At 69.4% G+C, this 14269-nt stretch carries 16 protein-coding genes; 10 read left to right on the forward strand and 6 right to left on the reverse strand.

What is annotated here, in order from left to right:
• Positions 1–40: 40 nt before the first annotated feature.
• Positions 41–778 (reverse strand): FCD domain-containing protein, encoded by a 738-nt coding sequence (locus ABZ833_RS02710; RefSeq protein ID WP_361040071.1) that lies wholly within the window; start codon positions 776–778, stop codon positions 41–43.
• Positions 779–929: 151 nt separating this feature from the next.
• Here ABZ833_RS02710 and ABZ833_RS02715 point away from each other — a divergent pair, with 151 nt between their 5' ends.
• The gene (locus ABZ833_RS02715; RefSeq protein ID WP_361040073.1) at positions 930–2342 is read left to right on the forward strand and encodes a histidine kinase; all 1413 of its coding nucleotides are present in this window, start codon (positions 930–932) and stop codon (positions 2340–2342) included.
• A 335-nt stretch (positions 2343–2677) separates the two neighbouring features.
• On the forward strand, positions 2678–3175 hold the full coding sequence (locus ABZ833_RS02720; protein ID WP_361040075.1) for a MarR family transcriptional regulator: 498 nt from the start codon (positions 2678–2680) through the stop codon (positions 3173–3175).
• A 47-nt stretch (positions 3176–3222) separates the two neighbouring features.
• Here the strand turns inward: ABZ833_RS02720 and ABZ833_RS02725 are convergent, their stop codons facing one another.
• Positions 3223–4386 carry a PP2C family protein-serine/threonine phosphatase gene (locus tag ABZ833_RS02725; protein WP_361040077.1) on the reverse strand — a complete coding sequence of 388 codons (1164 nt, stop codon included), beginning with the start codon at positions 4384–4386 and terminating at the stop codon, positions 3223–3225.
• Between the two features lie 177 nt (positions 4387–4563).
• On the opposite strand from ABZ833_RS02725, the gene ABZ833_RS02730 reads away from it, so the two are divergent.
• Together ABZ833_RS02730 and ABZ833_RS02735 are read left to right on the forward strand one after the other, a co-directional pair.
• Positions 4564–5403 carry an RNA polymerase sigma factor SigF gene (locus ABZ833_RS02730; RefSeq protein WP_361040079.1) on the forward strand — a complete coding sequence of 280 codons (840 nt, stop codon included), beginning with the start codon at positions 4564–4566 and terminating at the stop codon, positions 5401–5403.
• Between the two features lie 63 nt (positions 5404–5466).
• A complete protein-coding gene (locus tag ABZ833_RS02735) occupies positions 5467–5691 on the forward strand; it encodes a DUF5133 domain-containing protein (RefSeq protein ID WP_361040081.1) in 225 nt (74 codons plus the stop codon).
• Between the two features lie 332 nt (positions 5692–6023).
• On the opposite strand, the gene ABZ833_RS02740 is transcribed toward ABZ833_RS02735, so the two are convergent.
• On the reverse strand, positions 6024–6350 hold the full coding sequence (locus ABZ833_RS02740) for a plasmid stabilization protein (RefSeq protein ID WP_361040083.1): 327 nt from the start codon (positions 6348–6350) through the stop codon (positions 6024–6026).
• Positions 6351–6655: 305 nt separating this feature from the next.
• Here ABZ833_RS02740 and ABZ833_RS02745 point away from each other — a divergent pair, with 305 nt between their 5' ends.
• From ABZ833_RS02745 to ABZ833_RS02755, 3 genes are all read left to right on the forward strand, one after another.
• A complete protein-coding gene (locus tag ABZ833_RS02745; RefSeq protein ID WP_361040086.1) occupies positions 6656–7498 on the forward strand; it encodes a SigB/SigF/SigG family RNA polymerase sigma factor in 843 nt (280 codons plus the stop codon).
• A 117-nt stretch (positions 7499–7615) separates the two neighbouring features.
• The gene (locus tag ABZ833_RS02750) at positions 7616–7936 is read left to right on the forward strand and encodes a DUF6191 domain-containing protein (RefSeq protein ID WP_361040088.1); all 321 of its coding nucleotides are present in this window, start codon (positions 7616–7618) and stop codon (positions 7934–7936) included.
• A gap of 153 nt (positions 7937–8089) precedes the next feature.
• On the forward strand, positions 8090–8554 hold the full coding sequence (locus ABZ833_RS02755) for a peroxiredoxin (protein ID WP_361040091.1): 465 nt from the start codon (positions 8090–8092) through the stop codon (positions 8552–8554).
• On the opposite strand, the gene ABZ833_RS02760 is transcribed toward ABZ833_RS02755, so the two are convergent.
• From ABZ833_RS02760 to ABZ833_RS02770, 3 genes are read right to left on the reverse strand one after another with little or no spacing between them, the layout of a single operon-like run.
• Positions 8551–8901, reverse strand: a complete 351-nt coding sequence (locus ABZ833_RS02760; RefSeq protein ID WP_361040093.1) for an STAS domain-containing protein — start codon at positions 8899–8901, stop codon at positions 8551–8553. The genes ABZ833_RS02755 and ABZ833_RS02760 overlap by 4 nt on opposite strands.
• The gene (locus ABZ833_RS02765; protein WP_361041305.1) at positions 8898–10169 is read right to left on the reverse strand and encodes a SpoIIE family protein phosphatase; all 1272 of its coding nucleotides are present in this window, start codon (positions 10167–10169) and stop codon (positions 8898–8900) included. Before ABZ833_RS02765 ends, ABZ833_RS02760 begins: the two co-directional genes overlap by 4 nt.
• On the reverse strand, positions 10169–10978 hold the full coding sequence (locus ABZ833_RS02770; RefSeq protein WP_361040095.1) for an alpha/beta hydrolase: 810 nt from the start codon (positions 10976–10978) through the stop codon (positions 10169–10171). Before ABZ833_RS02770 ends, ABZ833_RS02765 begins: the two co-directional genes overlap by 1 nt.
• 275 nt (positions 10979–11253) lie before the next feature.
• Between ABZ833_RS02770 and ABZ833_RS02775 the strand changes: the two genes are divergently transcribed.
• The 3 genes from ABZ833_RS02775 to ABZ833_RS02785 all read left to right on the forward strand — a co-directional run bounded on the left by ABZ833_RS02775 (position 11254) and on the right by ABZ833_RS02785 (position 14205).
• Positions 11254–11742, forward strand: a complete 489-nt coding sequence (locus ABZ833_RS02775) for an ATP-binding protein (RefSeq protein ID WP_361040098.1) — start codon at positions 11254–11256, stop codon at positions 11740–11742.
• 157 nt (positions 11743–11899) lie between these two features.
• A complete protein-coding gene (locus tag ABZ833_RS02780; protein WP_361040101.1) occupies positions 11900–12400 on the forward strand; it encodes a hemerythrin domain-containing protein in 501 nt (166 codons plus the stop codon).
• Positions 12401–12627: 227 nt separating this feature from the next.
• Positions 12628–14205 carry a molybdopterin-dependent oxidoreductase gene (locus tag ABZ833_RS02785; protein ID WP_361040104.1) on the forward strand — a complete coding sequence of 526 codons (1578 nt, stop codon included), beginning with the start codon at positions 12628–12630 and terminating at the stop codon, positions 14203–14205.
• Positions 14206–14269: the final 64 nt, after the last annotated feature.

The raw sequence follows: 14269 nt of genomic DNA on the forward strand, positions 1-14269 counted from the left end.
CCGGGCCCCGACAGGGCCACCGGTAGGTCGTGCAGCCAGGTCAGGCCTGCGCGGCGTCCCGGGCGCGGGCCTCGGAGATCCTGCGCCGCACCGGCGCGTAGTGCTCGCCCAGCGACTTCATGAAGGCGGGGACGTCACCGGCCCGCGCGGCGTCGACGATGCTCTGATGCGCGGCGACGGTCTCGGCCTCGTCGGCGTGCGTGAACCCGTCCAGATGCGGCGCGACGATCGCGAACACGTCCCAGAAGGCCATCGAGAGCTGCTCGACGAGTTCATTGCCGAGCGGTTGAACGAGCAGCGCGTGAAACGCCCGGTCCGCCTCCACGAAGCCGCGCCCCTCCCCCTCCCCCGCGCCCTGTTCCCGCATGGCGGCCACGAGGCTTTCCAGCGAGTCGAGTTGATCGGGGCCGAGCTGCGTGACGATCCGGTCGGCCATCCCGCGCTCGACGAGTTCGCGTACGTCGACGAGGTCGGCGAGGACCTGGAAGTCGTCGCCCGGCGAAAGAAGACCGCGAAAGGTCAGGCTCTCGACCAGGGCCGACAGGCTCAGCCTGCCGACGTAGGTGCCGTGGCCGTGGCGGACCTCGACGATGTCCAGAGCGTTGAGGATCTTGACGGCCTCCCGCACGCTGGAGCGGCTCGCACCCAACGCCTCGCACAGGGCGGGCTCGGTGGGCAGCGGGTCCCCGGGACGCAGCCGCTCATCGAGGATGTAGCGCTTGATGCCCTCGACGACCTCCTGCCGGAGCAACTGCCGACCGGGCTTCGCGCCGGACATGGGTGAACTCCCCACCTCTTGACCCCTTTCGATTGCCGAGCTGCGTTCACACGCTACCAAGGCATCAGACATCTGACGTCTCATGCCAGAAGGGGGCGAATCTCGGCGGAGCCGCTTCGGGGAACGGGGACGTCATCCAGGATGGTGTGCCGTGACCACCGTCGAGGATCCGATCACCAAGGCCATCGCGCACTCGCTCCTTCCGCGACGGACGGCCGTGCGCCATGCCGCCGCGCGGGATGTCGCGGTGGTCGCCTCGATGCTGCTGGTGCAGACCGTTCTGGCCGTGGTGCCCGCCGCCCAGAACGGCCGTACGCCGGACATGTGGGGCTGGGTCCTGCTGACCGCCATGCCGCTGGCCCTGCTCCTGCGCAGGCGCGCGGTGTTGACCGCGGCCATCGCCGTCCTCGTGCTCAACGCCCCGTACCACCTGCTCGATTACACGCACTCCGCGGCGCTCCCGGTGGGCATCGTCGTGCTGTACCACCTCGCCGTCGCCGGTCCGCCGAGCCGGACCCTGCTCACTCTCGGCGGCGCCTTGGCTCTGATGACGGCCGCCGCGCTCGCGCTGGGGCAGGCGCACACCGTGCCCGACATGCTGCGCGACGCGGGCTGGCTGGTCGCCGTCGCGCTGATCGGCGAGGCCCTGCGGATCCACCGCCGATACGTGGACGCCCTCATCGACCGTGCCGAGCACGCCGAACGCACCCGCGAAGAGGAGGCCGCCCGGCGTGTGGCCGAGGAGCGTCTGCGTGTCGCGCGCGACCTGCACGACCTGCTGGCGCAGAGCATCACGCTGATCGGTGTGCAGACATCGGTGGCGGCACACCTCCTCGTCGAGGATCCCGACGGGCTCGACCGCGTGTCTGTCGCCGAGGCGTTGGAGGGCATCGCCGAGACCTGCCGGAGCGCGCGCGGTGAACTCCGGACGACCCTCGTGACGCTGCGGACGAGCGACACCGACTCCGGCTCTCCCGACCCTGCGGACGGCACTCCCCGGACGGCCACCGCCACCGCCACCACGGACGCCCACGGCCGACCGCGAGTGCCCCACATCGCGGGTCTTGCCGACCTGGTGCGGACGGCGCGGGCGACCGGCGCCCACGTCGTACTCGACGTGCTCGACGTGCTCGACGTGCTCGACGTACGGAACGCGTCGGCTCGGCAGGCGGATCGCACGGCGGCGAAGCCGGTGCCCGCGGCCGTGGGAGCCGCCACGTACCGCATCGTTCAGGAGGCCCTGACCAACGCGGTCCGGCATGCCGGCGACGGCGTCCATGTGTGGGTGACGGTCGAACACACCGAGAACGGCGACGCGTTGAGAGTCGCCGTCCTCAACAGTGGCGGACCGGGCAGCAAGGTGAGTACGGCCACGGGCGCGGCCGGCACGACCGGCACGGCTGGCTCGACCGGCGGGTTCGGTCTCATAGGAATGCACGAACGCGCCCGCAGCGTGGGCGGGACGCTCGCCGCCGAACCGAGCAGCGACGGCTCGGGATTCGCGGTCCGCGCGCACCTCCCCCTCGACGCACCCGGCCTGCCATCGCCTCCGCACCCGGCATGAGCGCCGCCGTGGAGGCCGCGGCCGGAAGGCTTCCCGAATCACGAACCCGTCAACGAAGCCCAGGCCGGTTCCACTATGCTTCCTCGCACCACCGCCTGCGCCGAGATGCGATCCGGTGCTGCGTGCTCCACCGACGCCCCCGAGCACCGTGCCCCGTCAACGGAGAGATTCACCGGGGTCGACGCGGTTTCGCGGGGCTGCAGGCCGTCGTACGCACGGTCCCCGGACTCCGCGACCTGAGTGTCCTTGTCAGCCGAAATCGGGCCACGGTGTGCGGGCCGTGCCCCGGTGGCAAGATGTACAAGAGAGACAACGCCGATCGGAGTGTCATCGATATGGGTCTGAGTCCCGAACCCGATCGCAGGTCCCGGGATGCGGCTCATGCGGGTTCCGAGTTCATCGAACTGCTCGAGGTCATGTGGGAGCAGGGGCGCGAGGCCGTTCCGACGGGACCTGTGTCTCCGTCCCAGTTGCGCGTGCTGTACGCACTGGACCGCGAGGACGGCATCAATCTGCGGATGCTCGCCGAGGCCCTGGGGTCCGCTCCCCCGTCAGTGAGCCGCCTGTGCGACCGGCTGCAGGCCACGGGGCTGATCGAACGTACGCCGAGCCCGGTCAGCCGACGCGAGCTGGAGCTTCGGCTGACGAGCCACGGCAGGGCGTACCTCGCCGACCTGCGAAAGCGCCGGGAGAGCATCCTGATGTCCACCATCGACGCCATGCCGCCCAAGGCCCGGCGTGCGCTGCTCGAGGGGCTCAGGGGCTTTCGTGACGTCGCGACCGCTTCGGAGCAGGACGAAGACAGAGCCAGAACCTGGCGCTCGGTCGGTTAGACCTGACCACTGACGCGCCGGGCCAACCCCTTGGCCGGCCCGCTCCTCTACCGTCCGAACCAGTCGAGGCAGACCACGAGGGCATCGTCGTCCAGGGGCAACGAGCCCCGGTAGTCTCCGAGATCGCGCAGCACGGCCTGCGGCACCTGTGACGCAGGCAGCAGTCGGTGCGCGGACAGGGACCGCGCCAGCGCCCGCTCCCCGTACAACTCCCCGGCCGCCGATGCGCCGTTGTAGACGCCGTCGCTGCCCACCAGAATGCGGTCACCCGGTTCGAGCCGCAGGCGCTCAGCGACGTAGGCCGTCTCCTCGAACATGCCCAGAGGCAGCTGTGCGTCGAAGCCGACGGACTCGACCGTCCGCCCTCGGAGCCTCCACATGCGGGGGGATCCGGCATCGACGGCCTCCACCTCGCCGGTGGCGAGATCGAAGCGCAGCAGCAGGACGGAGGCGTGCAGCGCGCCCCGGTACTGCGCGTAGACGGCCTGGTCGGCGAGGCTGGCCTGGCCGGGGAGGTCGAGCCCGGCGCGGCGGGCGTTGCGCAGCGCGTTCACCACGAGGTTGGTGAGCAGCGCCGCCTCCATCCCCTCGCCCATTCCGTTGGTCACGGTGAGCGTGAGGTGGTGCGCCGAGACCGACCAGTCGAAGTTGTCGCCGAAGATCGCGTACGCGGGCTCCAGGTGGGCACCCAACGAGAATTCGGGACGTGACACCGAGCGCCCGGGCAGCAGCTGCCACTGCATCTCGGCGGCGAGCGTGAGGCGGGCGGCTCTGCGCGCGAGGAGGTACAGATCCGTGTCGCGCTCGGCGACCAGGATCTCGTGGCCGAGTGCCTCGCAGACGCGCTGCATCTCCGGCAGGTGGGCCTGGTCGAAGCGCTCGTCGGGAACGATGACGGTGAGGACGCCCATCCGGTCTCCCCGGACGGTCACCGGCAGATGCACGGTCGCCGCGCCCTCCACGGCCTTCGGCTCGACGTGGGGTTCCTGGGCGCCGAAGGCCCTGCCCTGCGGACTGCCCTGGATGGACACCGACTCGGTGGTGTACGGCACGTCCTCCACCACCTGAAGGGTGGTCAACCCGTAGTCGGCGAGCCGCAGTTCCACCCTCTCCACCCCGTACTGCTCCCGCAGGGCCGCGGTCACGGCATCGAGCAACAAATGGGGAGCCGCACTGCGCAGTGCCCGCTCGACGGCAGCGAATCTGTCCACGTGATCCTGCTTCTCGTTATCGAATGCCTGGCTGATGCCGGGCAACCTCCCACATCGTACGATGCATGGAGACAACTATTTCCCCACAGCAAGAAAAATTGGGTCAACGCACATGCCTCCCGCGCGGCGGGGCAGGGGCCGTACGAGGATGTCGTACCCACCAGGGGAGGTAGGGATATGTCGCTGATCTCTGAACACGCTGTCGAGGGCGCGCTGCCTTGGATCGAGGACACCGACAAGGTGGCCCCGCAGGATGCCCGAGCGCTGTCGAAGCTGTTCTTCGACCGGTTGCAGACCTTGGAAGAGGGCACGCACGAATACCAATACGCACGCAACACCCTTATCGAGATGAACCTGACCCTCGTGCAGTTCGCGGCCCGCCGCTTCCGCAACCGGGGCAACGGCGACATGGAAGAGATCATCCAGGTCGGCACCATCGGCCTCATCAAGGCCATCGACCGCTTCGACCTCAGCCGCGAGGTCGAGTTCGCCACCTTCGCCGTCCCTTACATCCTCGGCGAGATCAAGCGGTTCTTCCGGGACACCACCTGGGCCGTGCATGTGCCGCGCCGGCTCCAGGAGTTGCGCGTGGAACTCGCCAAGGCGAAGGAAGAGCTCTCGACCCGTCTCGACCATGATCCGACGGTCAAGGAGCTCGCTGATCACCTGGACATCACCGAGGACGAGGTGATGGACGGCATCGTGGCATCGAACGGTTACACCGCGGGCTCCCTGGAGGCGCCCACCGACGGCGGCGAGAGCGCGGCCGCGCCGACGCGCACCTTGGCCGACGTGCTGGGCGGCCCGGACCCCGCCATAGAGACGGTGGAGGACCTGCACACCCTCGCGCCGCTGCTCGACGAACTCGACGAGCGGGAGCGCCGCATCCTCGAGATGCGCTTCGGCCAGGAGATGACGCAGTCGCAGATCGGCGCCGAACTCGGCTTCTCCCAGATGCACATCTCCCGCCTCCTCACCGGCACCCTCACCAAGCTCCGAGCCGGAATGCTGGCCTGACACCGATGTCCGCACCGATATCCGCACCACCCGCACCCCGACTCGCCGAGAAGGAGAATCCCCGTGCTGATGGCTCACCCCGCGATACTGCGTGACCTTGTCGAGCAGTACGGCGCGCTCAAGCTCCGGCAGGCAGAGCAGGACTCCCAGGACACCCGGCGCCAACTGGAAGACGTCACCTACACGTTGTGCGTCTCCACCGGCACGCATACCGCCGAAGCAGCGCTGGTCGCCGCGGAGGAGCAGCTGACCGCAGCGCTCCGCGACGCACCGGCCGCGAGCGTATAGCCGCCTGTCGCCTGCCACCTCACTCGGAACGGTCCGCATCGACCCGGCGCGGCAGAAGCTGGCCGTCCAGGCGGATGGCCGTGCCCGCTGGACTCTCGCGATCGTGGACGGCTCCGGTTCCAACGGGCCCCGTCCCAGCGCTGGTTGATCAGGGGACTCACTCACGGTCCTGTGCCGAGGAGGCCGTCGGTCGGCCGCACCCCAATGCGGCCGACCGACGAAGCCAAGCGTCCGAGGCCGTTCCGACGCTTCGCACCCCGCGTCACGTGTGCCCCATCCGTTCCTCGGCATGCACCCTCCATCGGGTGAACGTCGCCCGACCAGCGGCGACGTCAACGGCCGAGCGCCTGCTTGAGTTCCTGCTTGTTCATGGACGAGCGGCCCTCGATGTTCTTCTTCTGGGCCTCGGCGTACAGCTGATCCCTGGTCGGGCCCTGCGCGCCGCTGTGCGAGCGCTCCCCGCCCCGCTCGTACGCCGATTTCCTGTCCCCCGTCGACGTCCTGCCGGCCGTCTTCGACTCCCCCGCACGCGCCCGCTCCTTGTTGACCGTCCGGGCGGCGATCTCCTTCGCCCGCTTGGCCGACGCCCCGCGCTCCTCGGCACTGTCCTTGATGTGCTCGTACTGGCGTTCACGCTTCTTGTTCGATCCAGCAGGCATCTGCTGCCCCTTCCTCATCTTCCTCATCAGCGGGTTCGAGCGCGGCGATGCGTGTCTCCATGATTCTTCGTGACCGAGCGGTCCGCACGTCGAAGGCCCTTTACCGCACCTGCTCCGACCGTGCCGTGCGCATGCGCACACCTGGCGGTTGTTTCCTCTCCGAGTCGAGGGGCAGGCGGAGTTCGTGCTTCGGACCGGAGGCGCATTCGCGGGGAGCGGTGTGCCCACTCCCGCCGGATGTCCGGCTCCGGGTCATCCCGTTTCTCGCGGTCACTCACTGGCCCACCGTTGAGGAGCGATTCCAGTTGCTTACCGATCTCCATGCACCCCAGTCCCGTCGTCGTACGTCGACCCGGCACCTGCACGACGACGCCCCCGACACCAAGGCGGCCGCCGCCCGCCTGGCCACACTCAAGGGCGGACCCGAGTACGACCTGCTGTGCGAGGAGATCGTGACGGCATGGCTGCCGATGGCGTACCGGCTGGCCAGCCGGTTCCGCAACAAGGGCGAGAACCTCGAAGACCTGCGTCAGGTCGCCGCGATGGGCCTGATCAAGGCGGTCAACCGGTACGAGCCCGAGCGCGGGGCCTTTGAGAGCTATGCCGTGCCCACCATCACCGGAGAACTGCGCAGGCACTTCCGCGACCGCATGTGGGACGTACGCGTGCCCCGACGCGTCCAGGAGCTGCGCAACAAGGTCCGGATCGCGCGCCGCGAGCTCATGGACCGGCCGGGAAGCGACGCCGAGCCCGGCATCGCGGCCATCGCCGAGCAGGCGCAGCTGACCGACGACGAGGTCCGCGACGGGATGGAGGCGATGACGAGCTACAGCGCCCTGTCCCTGGACGCCGAGATGTCGTCCGCCGACCCCGACGGATTCAGCCTGGCCGACACTCTCGGGGCGCCCGACCCCGCCTATGACTGCATCACCGACCGCGAGGCCGCCAAGGCGGGCCTGCGGCGGCTGCCGGAGCGTGAGCGGACCATTTTGTACCTGCGCTTCTTCGAGGACATGACGCAGAGCAAGATCGCGGAAGAGCTCGGCATCTCCCAGATGCACGTCTCACGCCTCATCACCACCAGCTGCGCCCGTGTCCGTTCGGAGGCCACCCGCTCAGACGGCGGCGGGCACGCCCAGGCGGCGTGACAGCGGATCGCGTGCGGGTGCGGCGCCGCGCTCGGCGATTGAGCTGCCCCTGGGGCGCCAGGGCCGCCCCAGGGGCTCCGATACAGCTACCGCGATACCCATCCGGATACTGGAGCCATGGAGTTCGTCTTCTTCATGACCTTGCCCGGCCTGGTCATCGTGCTGACTGTCGTGACCTTCGCCGATCAGCTGCTGCTTCGTGCGGGGCGAGCCGGCATGCTGCCGTGGCGGAACAGCGTCCGGCAGGGCCAGATATCGGCGACGGGTTTCGAGCAGCTCCACGCGAGCTTCTCGCCGGGGAAACAGAACGAGCTCAAGGAGCGGCAGTCGGCACTGGTGATGCCGGACGACGAGCACGACGGGGCGCCCCCGCACCGGACGACGGTGAACCTCGATGAGGGTGTCGCAGTCGTCCGCATGCCCCGGTCCGATCAGTGACAGGTCCGGGCCCACCACTCCTTACCGCCGAGTAGTATCGCGTGCCACCCTGCCTCGTACCGCCGAGCCGTGAGGAGACCTCGTGTCTGCGCATTCCCCTCGTCCGCCTCTCTCTTCGTCCGCCCGCCTCCACCCCGGCCAAGGAGCACAGCGATGACCCGGATCCAAGTCGGCTCCCTCGTCGAGGACTTCACGCTGCCCGACGAGACGGGCACGCCCACGTCCCTCTCGTCGCTCCTGTCCGAGGGACCGGTGGTGGTGTTCTTCTACCCGGCGGCGATGACACCCGGCTGCACCGCCGAGGCGTGCCATTTCCGGGACCTGGCCGCGGAGTTCGCCGCGGTGGGTGCCAGGCCGGTGGGGATCAGTTCGGACGACGTCGAGCGCCAGCGCGAGTTCGCGGGGCTGCACACGCTCGGGTTCCCGCTCCTGTCCGACCCGGAGGGCGTGGTGCGCGGGCAGTTCGGCGTGACACGCGGCTTCGGCCCCCTGCCGACCAAACGGGCCACCTACGTCATAGGGCCCGACCGGCGCGTTCTCGAAGTGGTGCGCAGCGAGTTCCGGATGAGCGCCCACGCGGACCGGGCCCTGGCTGCTCTGCGCTCCGCCGCCGGCTAGGAGGGCGTCCAGGCCGCTTCGGCCGCTTGCGCGGTGGGGTACGCCGGGAAGACCCGGTCGAGCCCCACGATGCCGAGGATGCGGCTGATGTGGCCGGGGACCGCCGCCAGGACGAGGACTGCCCGGGCGGCCAGGGCGTGGTTGCGGGCGGCGATCAGGGCGGAGATGCCGCTCGAGTCGCAGAAGGTGACTCCTGCCAGGTCGACGACGAGCTGCCGGCCCGCCTGAAGGCGCAGCTCGGGCAGGAGTTCTCGTAGCCGCGAGAAGCTGTCGTGGTCGAGTGCCCCGGCCAGTTCGACGACGGGCCCGGCAGCGGTGGTGCGGACATGGATGGCGAGCTCGGTCACTGCTGCTCTTCACTGGTGAGTCGGGGCACGCTGATGGCGAGGACGGCGGTGTCGTCGTCGACTCCGGTGCCGAAGGTGTCGAGCAGGTCACGGATCGCCGCGACGGCGCCCGGGGCGGTGGTCGGCGCCAGCGCCTGGGCGAAGCCGAGGAGCGCTTCGTCCCCGTAGCGCTCGTCGTCGCTGTTCGAGGCCGTGTGGGCTTCGGTGAGGCCGTCGGTGTGGAGCAGCAGGGTGTCCCCGGCCGTGAGGTGGATGCTGGTGGTGGCGATGTGGGCGTCGGGCAGGACGCCGATGAGCTGTCCGCCGGGGGTGGGCAGGTGGTCGGCGCTCCCGTCCGCCCGCAGGAGCAGGGCCGGGGGGTGGCCGCCGCTCGCCAGCGTGACGCGAAAGCCGCCCTGGTCGGTGTCGGGGGTGAGCAGTCCGAAGATGACGGTGCAGAACCGCGGGTCGTGGCCGTTGTATTCGTGGTTGAGGACCGTGTTGAGGTTGCTCAGTACGGCGGCCGGGTCCGGGTCGTAGACGGCTGCGGCACGCAGGGTGTAGCGGGCCAGGGAGGTGACGGCCGCAGCCGCGGCGCCCTTGCCGCACACGTCCCCCAGGAACAGTCCCCACGTCCCCGAGCCAAGGGGAAAGAGGTCGTAGAAGTCGCCGCCGACCATGTCCGCGGAGGCGATGTGGTAGTGCGCGGCCACTTCGAGGCCGGGCACGCTCACCAGCGCCGGGGGCAGCAGGGTCTGCTGGAGGGCGGCGTTGAGCCGCTTGAGTTCTTCGCGTTCGCGTTCCGCTTCTTGGCGGGCGCGCAGCAGCTCGGTCTCGTAGGCGCGGCGTTCGCGGGCGTCGAAGACGGTGGTGCGGATCAGCAGCGGCTGTCCGTCGCTGCCGGTCTTGACTGTGGACGTCACAAGGACGGGCAGACGGCTGCCGTCGGCGGCCTTGAGCTCCAGGGCGATTCCGCTGACCTCACCCTGCATGCGCAGCAGGGGGCTGAAGTGCGTCTCGTGATAGAGACGCCCGCCCACGGTCAGCAGGTCGGAGAACGTCCTGCGGCCCACCAGGTCGTCGTGGGCGTGGCCGAGCCAGTCGAGCAGCGTCGTGTTGATCTTGGCGATGGTGCCGTCGAGCAGCGTGGAGAGGTAGCCGCACGGGGCGTGCTCGTACAGGTCCTCGGCACTGTCCTCCAGGAGGGCGGAGAACGCCGCGCGGTCGCCTCCGGCCCCTTCCCCGGGATCCGGAGGCTCGCCGCTCCCGCCGTCGCTGGTCTTGGACATCATGGTGTGGCTCTGCCGAAGTCGATGATCGCGGCCGCCGTCTCCTCCGGCGCGGCGAGCTGGGGGCAGTGGCCGGTCGCGTTCAGGGTGACGAGACGGCTGCCGGGAATCTGGGCCTGTACGAAGGCTCCGACCTCCGGGGGCGCGATCGCGTCGCTGGAACACTGCGCGACCAGGGCGGGAACGGTGACCTTGGAGAGGTCTTCGCGGTTGTCGGACAGGAACGTGACACGGGCGAAGACGCGGGCGATGTCCGGATCGGTGCGGCAGAAGCTGTTGGTCAGCTCCTCGCCCAGTTCCGGCCGCTCGGGATTGCCCATGATCACCGGAGCCATGGCGCCCGACCAGCCCAGATAGTTCGCGTCCAGCGAGGCGAGCAGTTCATCGATGTCCTCGGCGCTGAACCCGCCGCGATAGCCGGTGGCCGGATCGTCGATGAAACACGGCGACGGGGCGAGCAGGACCAGGCCGGCGAACGCCTCCGGCTCCCGCGCAGCGGCAAGGACGCCCATCATCGCGCTCACCGAGTGCCCCACGAATGTCACCGGGCCGAGCGCCAGCTCACGGCAGATCTCCAGTACGTCGTCCGCGTAGCCGTCCAGCGAGGAATAGCGTTCCTCGCTCCAGGCCGACAGATCGGAGCGCCCGGCACCCACGTGGTCGAAGAGCACCACGGTGAACTCGCTCTCCAGGAGCGGCACCACAAGGCGCCACATGTTCTGGTCGCATCCGAACCCGTGCGCCAGCATCACCACCGGACCCCCGGCCCGACCGGACACCGTCACATGATTCCTGCCCCGAACAGCCATGCGACACATCCTTGCAGAATCCCCGCCGACCGCCCTCTCGACGGTCGCGGCACCGACCGTCCGGTCACAAAGATGGACGGGCCGTGCCGGGCAGGTGTCTGTCACCATGTTCTGGACTGCGCTCGCCGGCGCGAAGCGGAGCCGGGACGTGCGCCGGAAGTCCGGCTCACGGGACGGCGGCCAGATCGAACGGATTATCGATCCGGGTCGGAACAGTATGCGACGCGTCCAGCAGGGTAGGTGAGCGCAGACAACGGGGACGAAGGTGAGAGGAAATGGAGTCAGCCGGCAGCGACGGCGAGGGGCCGTCGGGAGCTCACACCATGGGCGTCGCCGTCTCTTTGAACGGCGGGGACTCCTCCATAGCCGAGGCACGTCACCTCGCGGTCGACTTCCTCACCCGCGCCCAGGCGGACCAGAACGTGACCGTCTCCGCCCGCGCGATGGAGCTCACCCAACTGGTGGTCAGCGAACTGGTCACCAACGCCCGCAAGTACGCACCCGGGCCCATGCTGATGGAGCTGTGCATCGAGGACGCCACGGTGGCGGTGACCGTGCACGACAGCGCCCGCACCCAGCCCGTCGCCCGCGCCGAGGACCCGCACAGGATCGGCGGACACGGCCTGGAGATCGTCATGGCCGTCGCCCAGCGTTTCCACGTCCACCTCGAACCGGCCGGCAAGCGCGTCACCGCTCACATCTCCCTGGCGGGCGAACCGGCCGCCGACGCCGCCCGAAGCGGCTCGCCCCGCAGCACTCGGTGACCTGCTGTCGGTGATCTGCTGTCGGTGATCTGAGTGACACACGCGAGGGCCGGGTACACGAGCCACCTCGTGGGCCGGTGCGCACGCCACGTATCCGCACGCAGGCGCCCACCGCACTGAGCCCGTCCGCCCCTCCCACTGAGAAGGAGCCCCTCACATGCCGGACAAGGCAACACCGACCGACGTCGTGGAGCTGATCCTCGACGATCACCGGCGGATGGAGGACCTGTTCCGCCAGATGCGCAGCGTGGAAGCCGAAAGAGCCGATGCACTGCGGGAGTTCGCCGATCTGCTCATCGCTCACGCACACGCGGAGGAGGCCGAGGTCTACCCCGCGCTCAGGCGCTACCGGGACATCGACGACGACGAGGTCGAGCACGGCGTCGAGGAACACGAGGACGGCAACAAGGCGCTGCTGGCACTTCTGGAGGTGAACGACGTCGGCTCCGACAGCTGGGACGAGAAGCTGGAGAAGCTGGTCGAGGCCGTGTCCCACCACACCGATGAGGAGGAGCGGACGATCCTCAACGGCGCACGCGAGAACGTGGCGATGGAACGCCGCGAGGAACTGGGCACCGCCTTCACCAAGGAACGCGACAAACACATCAAGGCGGGCTGCGGAAGCATCGACAGTGTCCGTCGTCTCGTAAAGGCCTGAAACACACTCCCACCGCGCCTCGTGCCGAGCATTGCGGCGCTCTTAGGGAGAAGTGGCCCATTGCTTTCGGAGCGGTGGGCGGGTGCGGATTGGTCCAGGAGAAATTCTCCCTCGAATGAGTGGCTGACCAATCCGCACCCGCCCACCGCTCCGGATAACCCGATGTGAGCGAAGAAGCGAGAACATCGAGGGGCACGGGCGTATGGCGGCTTGGCGCGCTCGGCGCCTTGAGCGGCCTGTTGGCGGGATACTCCGCGCTGGCGACGGCCGAGCTCACGTCTGCCGCGGCACGCCCCGAGTCCAGCCCCGTGATCGCGGTGGGCGGGGCCGCGATCGACCGCACGCCGGCCGCCGTGAAGGACTGGGCGATCCGGCACTTCGGTACGAACGACAAGCTCGTCCTGCAGCTCGGCATCCTCGCCGTCCTCACCCTTCTCGCGCTCGTCCTCGGAGCGCTGGCGGCCCGGTACCGGCGCATCGGCTCGGCAGGAGTCCTCGTGTTCGGCGTGGTCGGGGGCTTCGCCGCCACGAGCCGGCCCGACTCCACGAGCATCGCGGACGCACTGCCTTCGGTGGCCGGCGCCGTGGTGGGAGCGGGGCTCCTTTACTACCTCGTCGGGCGCCTGCGGCCACGCGGGACCCCGACTGCTGGGCAGACTCACGACGAGACACGCCAGGCACACGAGGCACACGAGGCGACGGAAGAGGAGACGGGCTGGGACCGGCGGGGATTCATCGTCGCCGCGACGGCCGCGGCAGCCGCGTCCACGGGAGTCGGCCTGCTCGGCCGCTCCCTGAACGGTGCTCAGGGGCAGAACGCCGTGGCCTCACGCAATCAGGTCAGGCTGCCCGCCCCCGCCTCGGCCGCATCGCCCGTCCCCAAGGGTGCGGCGCTGCGCGTCAAGGGCGTCAGCCCGTTCATGACACCCAATCAGGACTTCTACCGAGTCGACACCGCGCTGGTGGTGCCCAAGGTCGACGCGGCCTCATGGAGGCTGCGGATCCACGGCAAGGGCGTCACGCGCGAGGCGACCCTCTCCTTCGCGGACCTGCTGCGCATGCCGCTGATCGAGCGGAACATCACGCTGGCCTGCGTCTCGAACGAGGTGGGCGGCCCGTATGTGGGCAACGCGCGGTGGATCGGCGTACGCCTCGCGGATCTCCTGGCGCAGTGCGGTGTGGAGCCGCCGTCGAAGGGCGGGCCCGCGGACCAGTTGGTCGCGCGGTCCGTGGACGGGATGACCATCGGCAGCCCGGTCGAGGACGTCATGGACGGCCGCGACGCGCTGCTCGCCCTCGGGATGAACGGCGAACCACTGCCCTTCGCGCACGGGTTCCCGGTGCGCATGGTGGTCCCCGGCCTGTTCGGGTTCGTATCCGCCTGCAAGTGGATCCAGGACATCGAGCTGACCACGTTCGACGACTACGACCCCTACTGGGTGAAGCGGGACTGGGCCCGCAAGGCCCCCATCAAGACCCAGTCCCGGATCGACACCCCCAAGCCCTTCGCCCGGCCGGAGGCGGGCACCGTGATGGTCGCCGGGGTGGCCTGGGCCCAGCATCGCGGCATCGACAAGGTCGAGGTGCGCGTGGACGACGGTCCCTGGCGGCAGGCCGACCTGGCCGCCGAGGACACCCGGGACACCTGGCGCCAGTGGTCCTTTCCCTGGAAGGCCACCTCCGGTGGCCACACCGTGACGGTCCGGGCCACTGACCGAACGGGCGAAATCCAGACCGAGAAGCGAACCCGCACCATCCCCGACGGGGCCAGCGGATGGCATTCGGTGGTGGTCACCGTGGATTGACCCCTTTTCCCGCACCTGCCTTCTCCACTGCGTGACTCAACAAGCGCACGAATTTCCCTCACTG

Source organism: Streptomyces sp. NPDC047525 (assembly GCF_040643025.1).
GTDB lineage: Bacteria > Actinomycetota > Actinomycetes > Streptomycetales > Streptomycetaceae > Streptomyces > Streptomyces durmitorensis.

Coding starts and splice junctions, on each gene's coding strand:
- ABZ833_RS02710 (WP_361040071.1), bottom strand. CDS start 778: ATGTCCGGCGCGAAGCCCGGTCGGCAGTTGCTCCGGCAGGAGGTCGTC.
- ABZ833_RS02780 (WP_361040101.1), top strand. CDS start 11,900: ATGCCGGACAAGGCAACACCGACCGACGTCGTGGAGCTGATCCTCGAC.
- ABZ833_RS02755 (WP_361040091.1), top strand. CDS start 8,090: ATGACCCGGATCCAAGTCGGCTCCCTCGTCGAGGACTTCACGCTGCCC.
- ABZ833_RS02740 (WP_361040083.1), bottom strand. CDS start 6,350: ATGCCTGCTGGATCGAACAAGAAGCGTGAACGCCAGTACGAGCACATC.
- ABZ833_RS02765 (WP_361041305.1), bottom strand. CDS start 10,169: ATGTCCAAGACCAGCGACGGCGGGAGCGGCGAGCCTCCGGATCCCGGG.
- ABZ833_RS02750 (WP_361040088.1), top strand. CDS start 7,616: ATGGAGTTCGTCTTCTTCATGACCTTGCCCGGCCTGGTCATCGTGCTG.
- ABZ833_RS02775 (WP_361040098.1), top strand. CDS start 11,254: ATGGAGTCAGCCGGCAGCGACGGCGAGGGGCCGTCGGGAGCTCACACC.
- ABZ833_RS02730 (WP_361040079.1), top strand. CDS start 4,564: ATGTCGCTGATCTCTGAACACGCTGTCGAGGGCGCGCTGCCTTGGATC.
- ABZ833_RS02770 (WP_361040095.1), bottom strand. CDS start 10,978: ATGGCTGTTCGGGGCAGGAATCATGTGACGGTGTCCGGTCGGGCCGGG.
- ABZ833_RS02720 (WP_361040075.1), top strand. CDS start 2,678: ATGGGTCTGAGTCCCGAACCCGATCGCAGGTCCCGGGATGCGGCTCAT.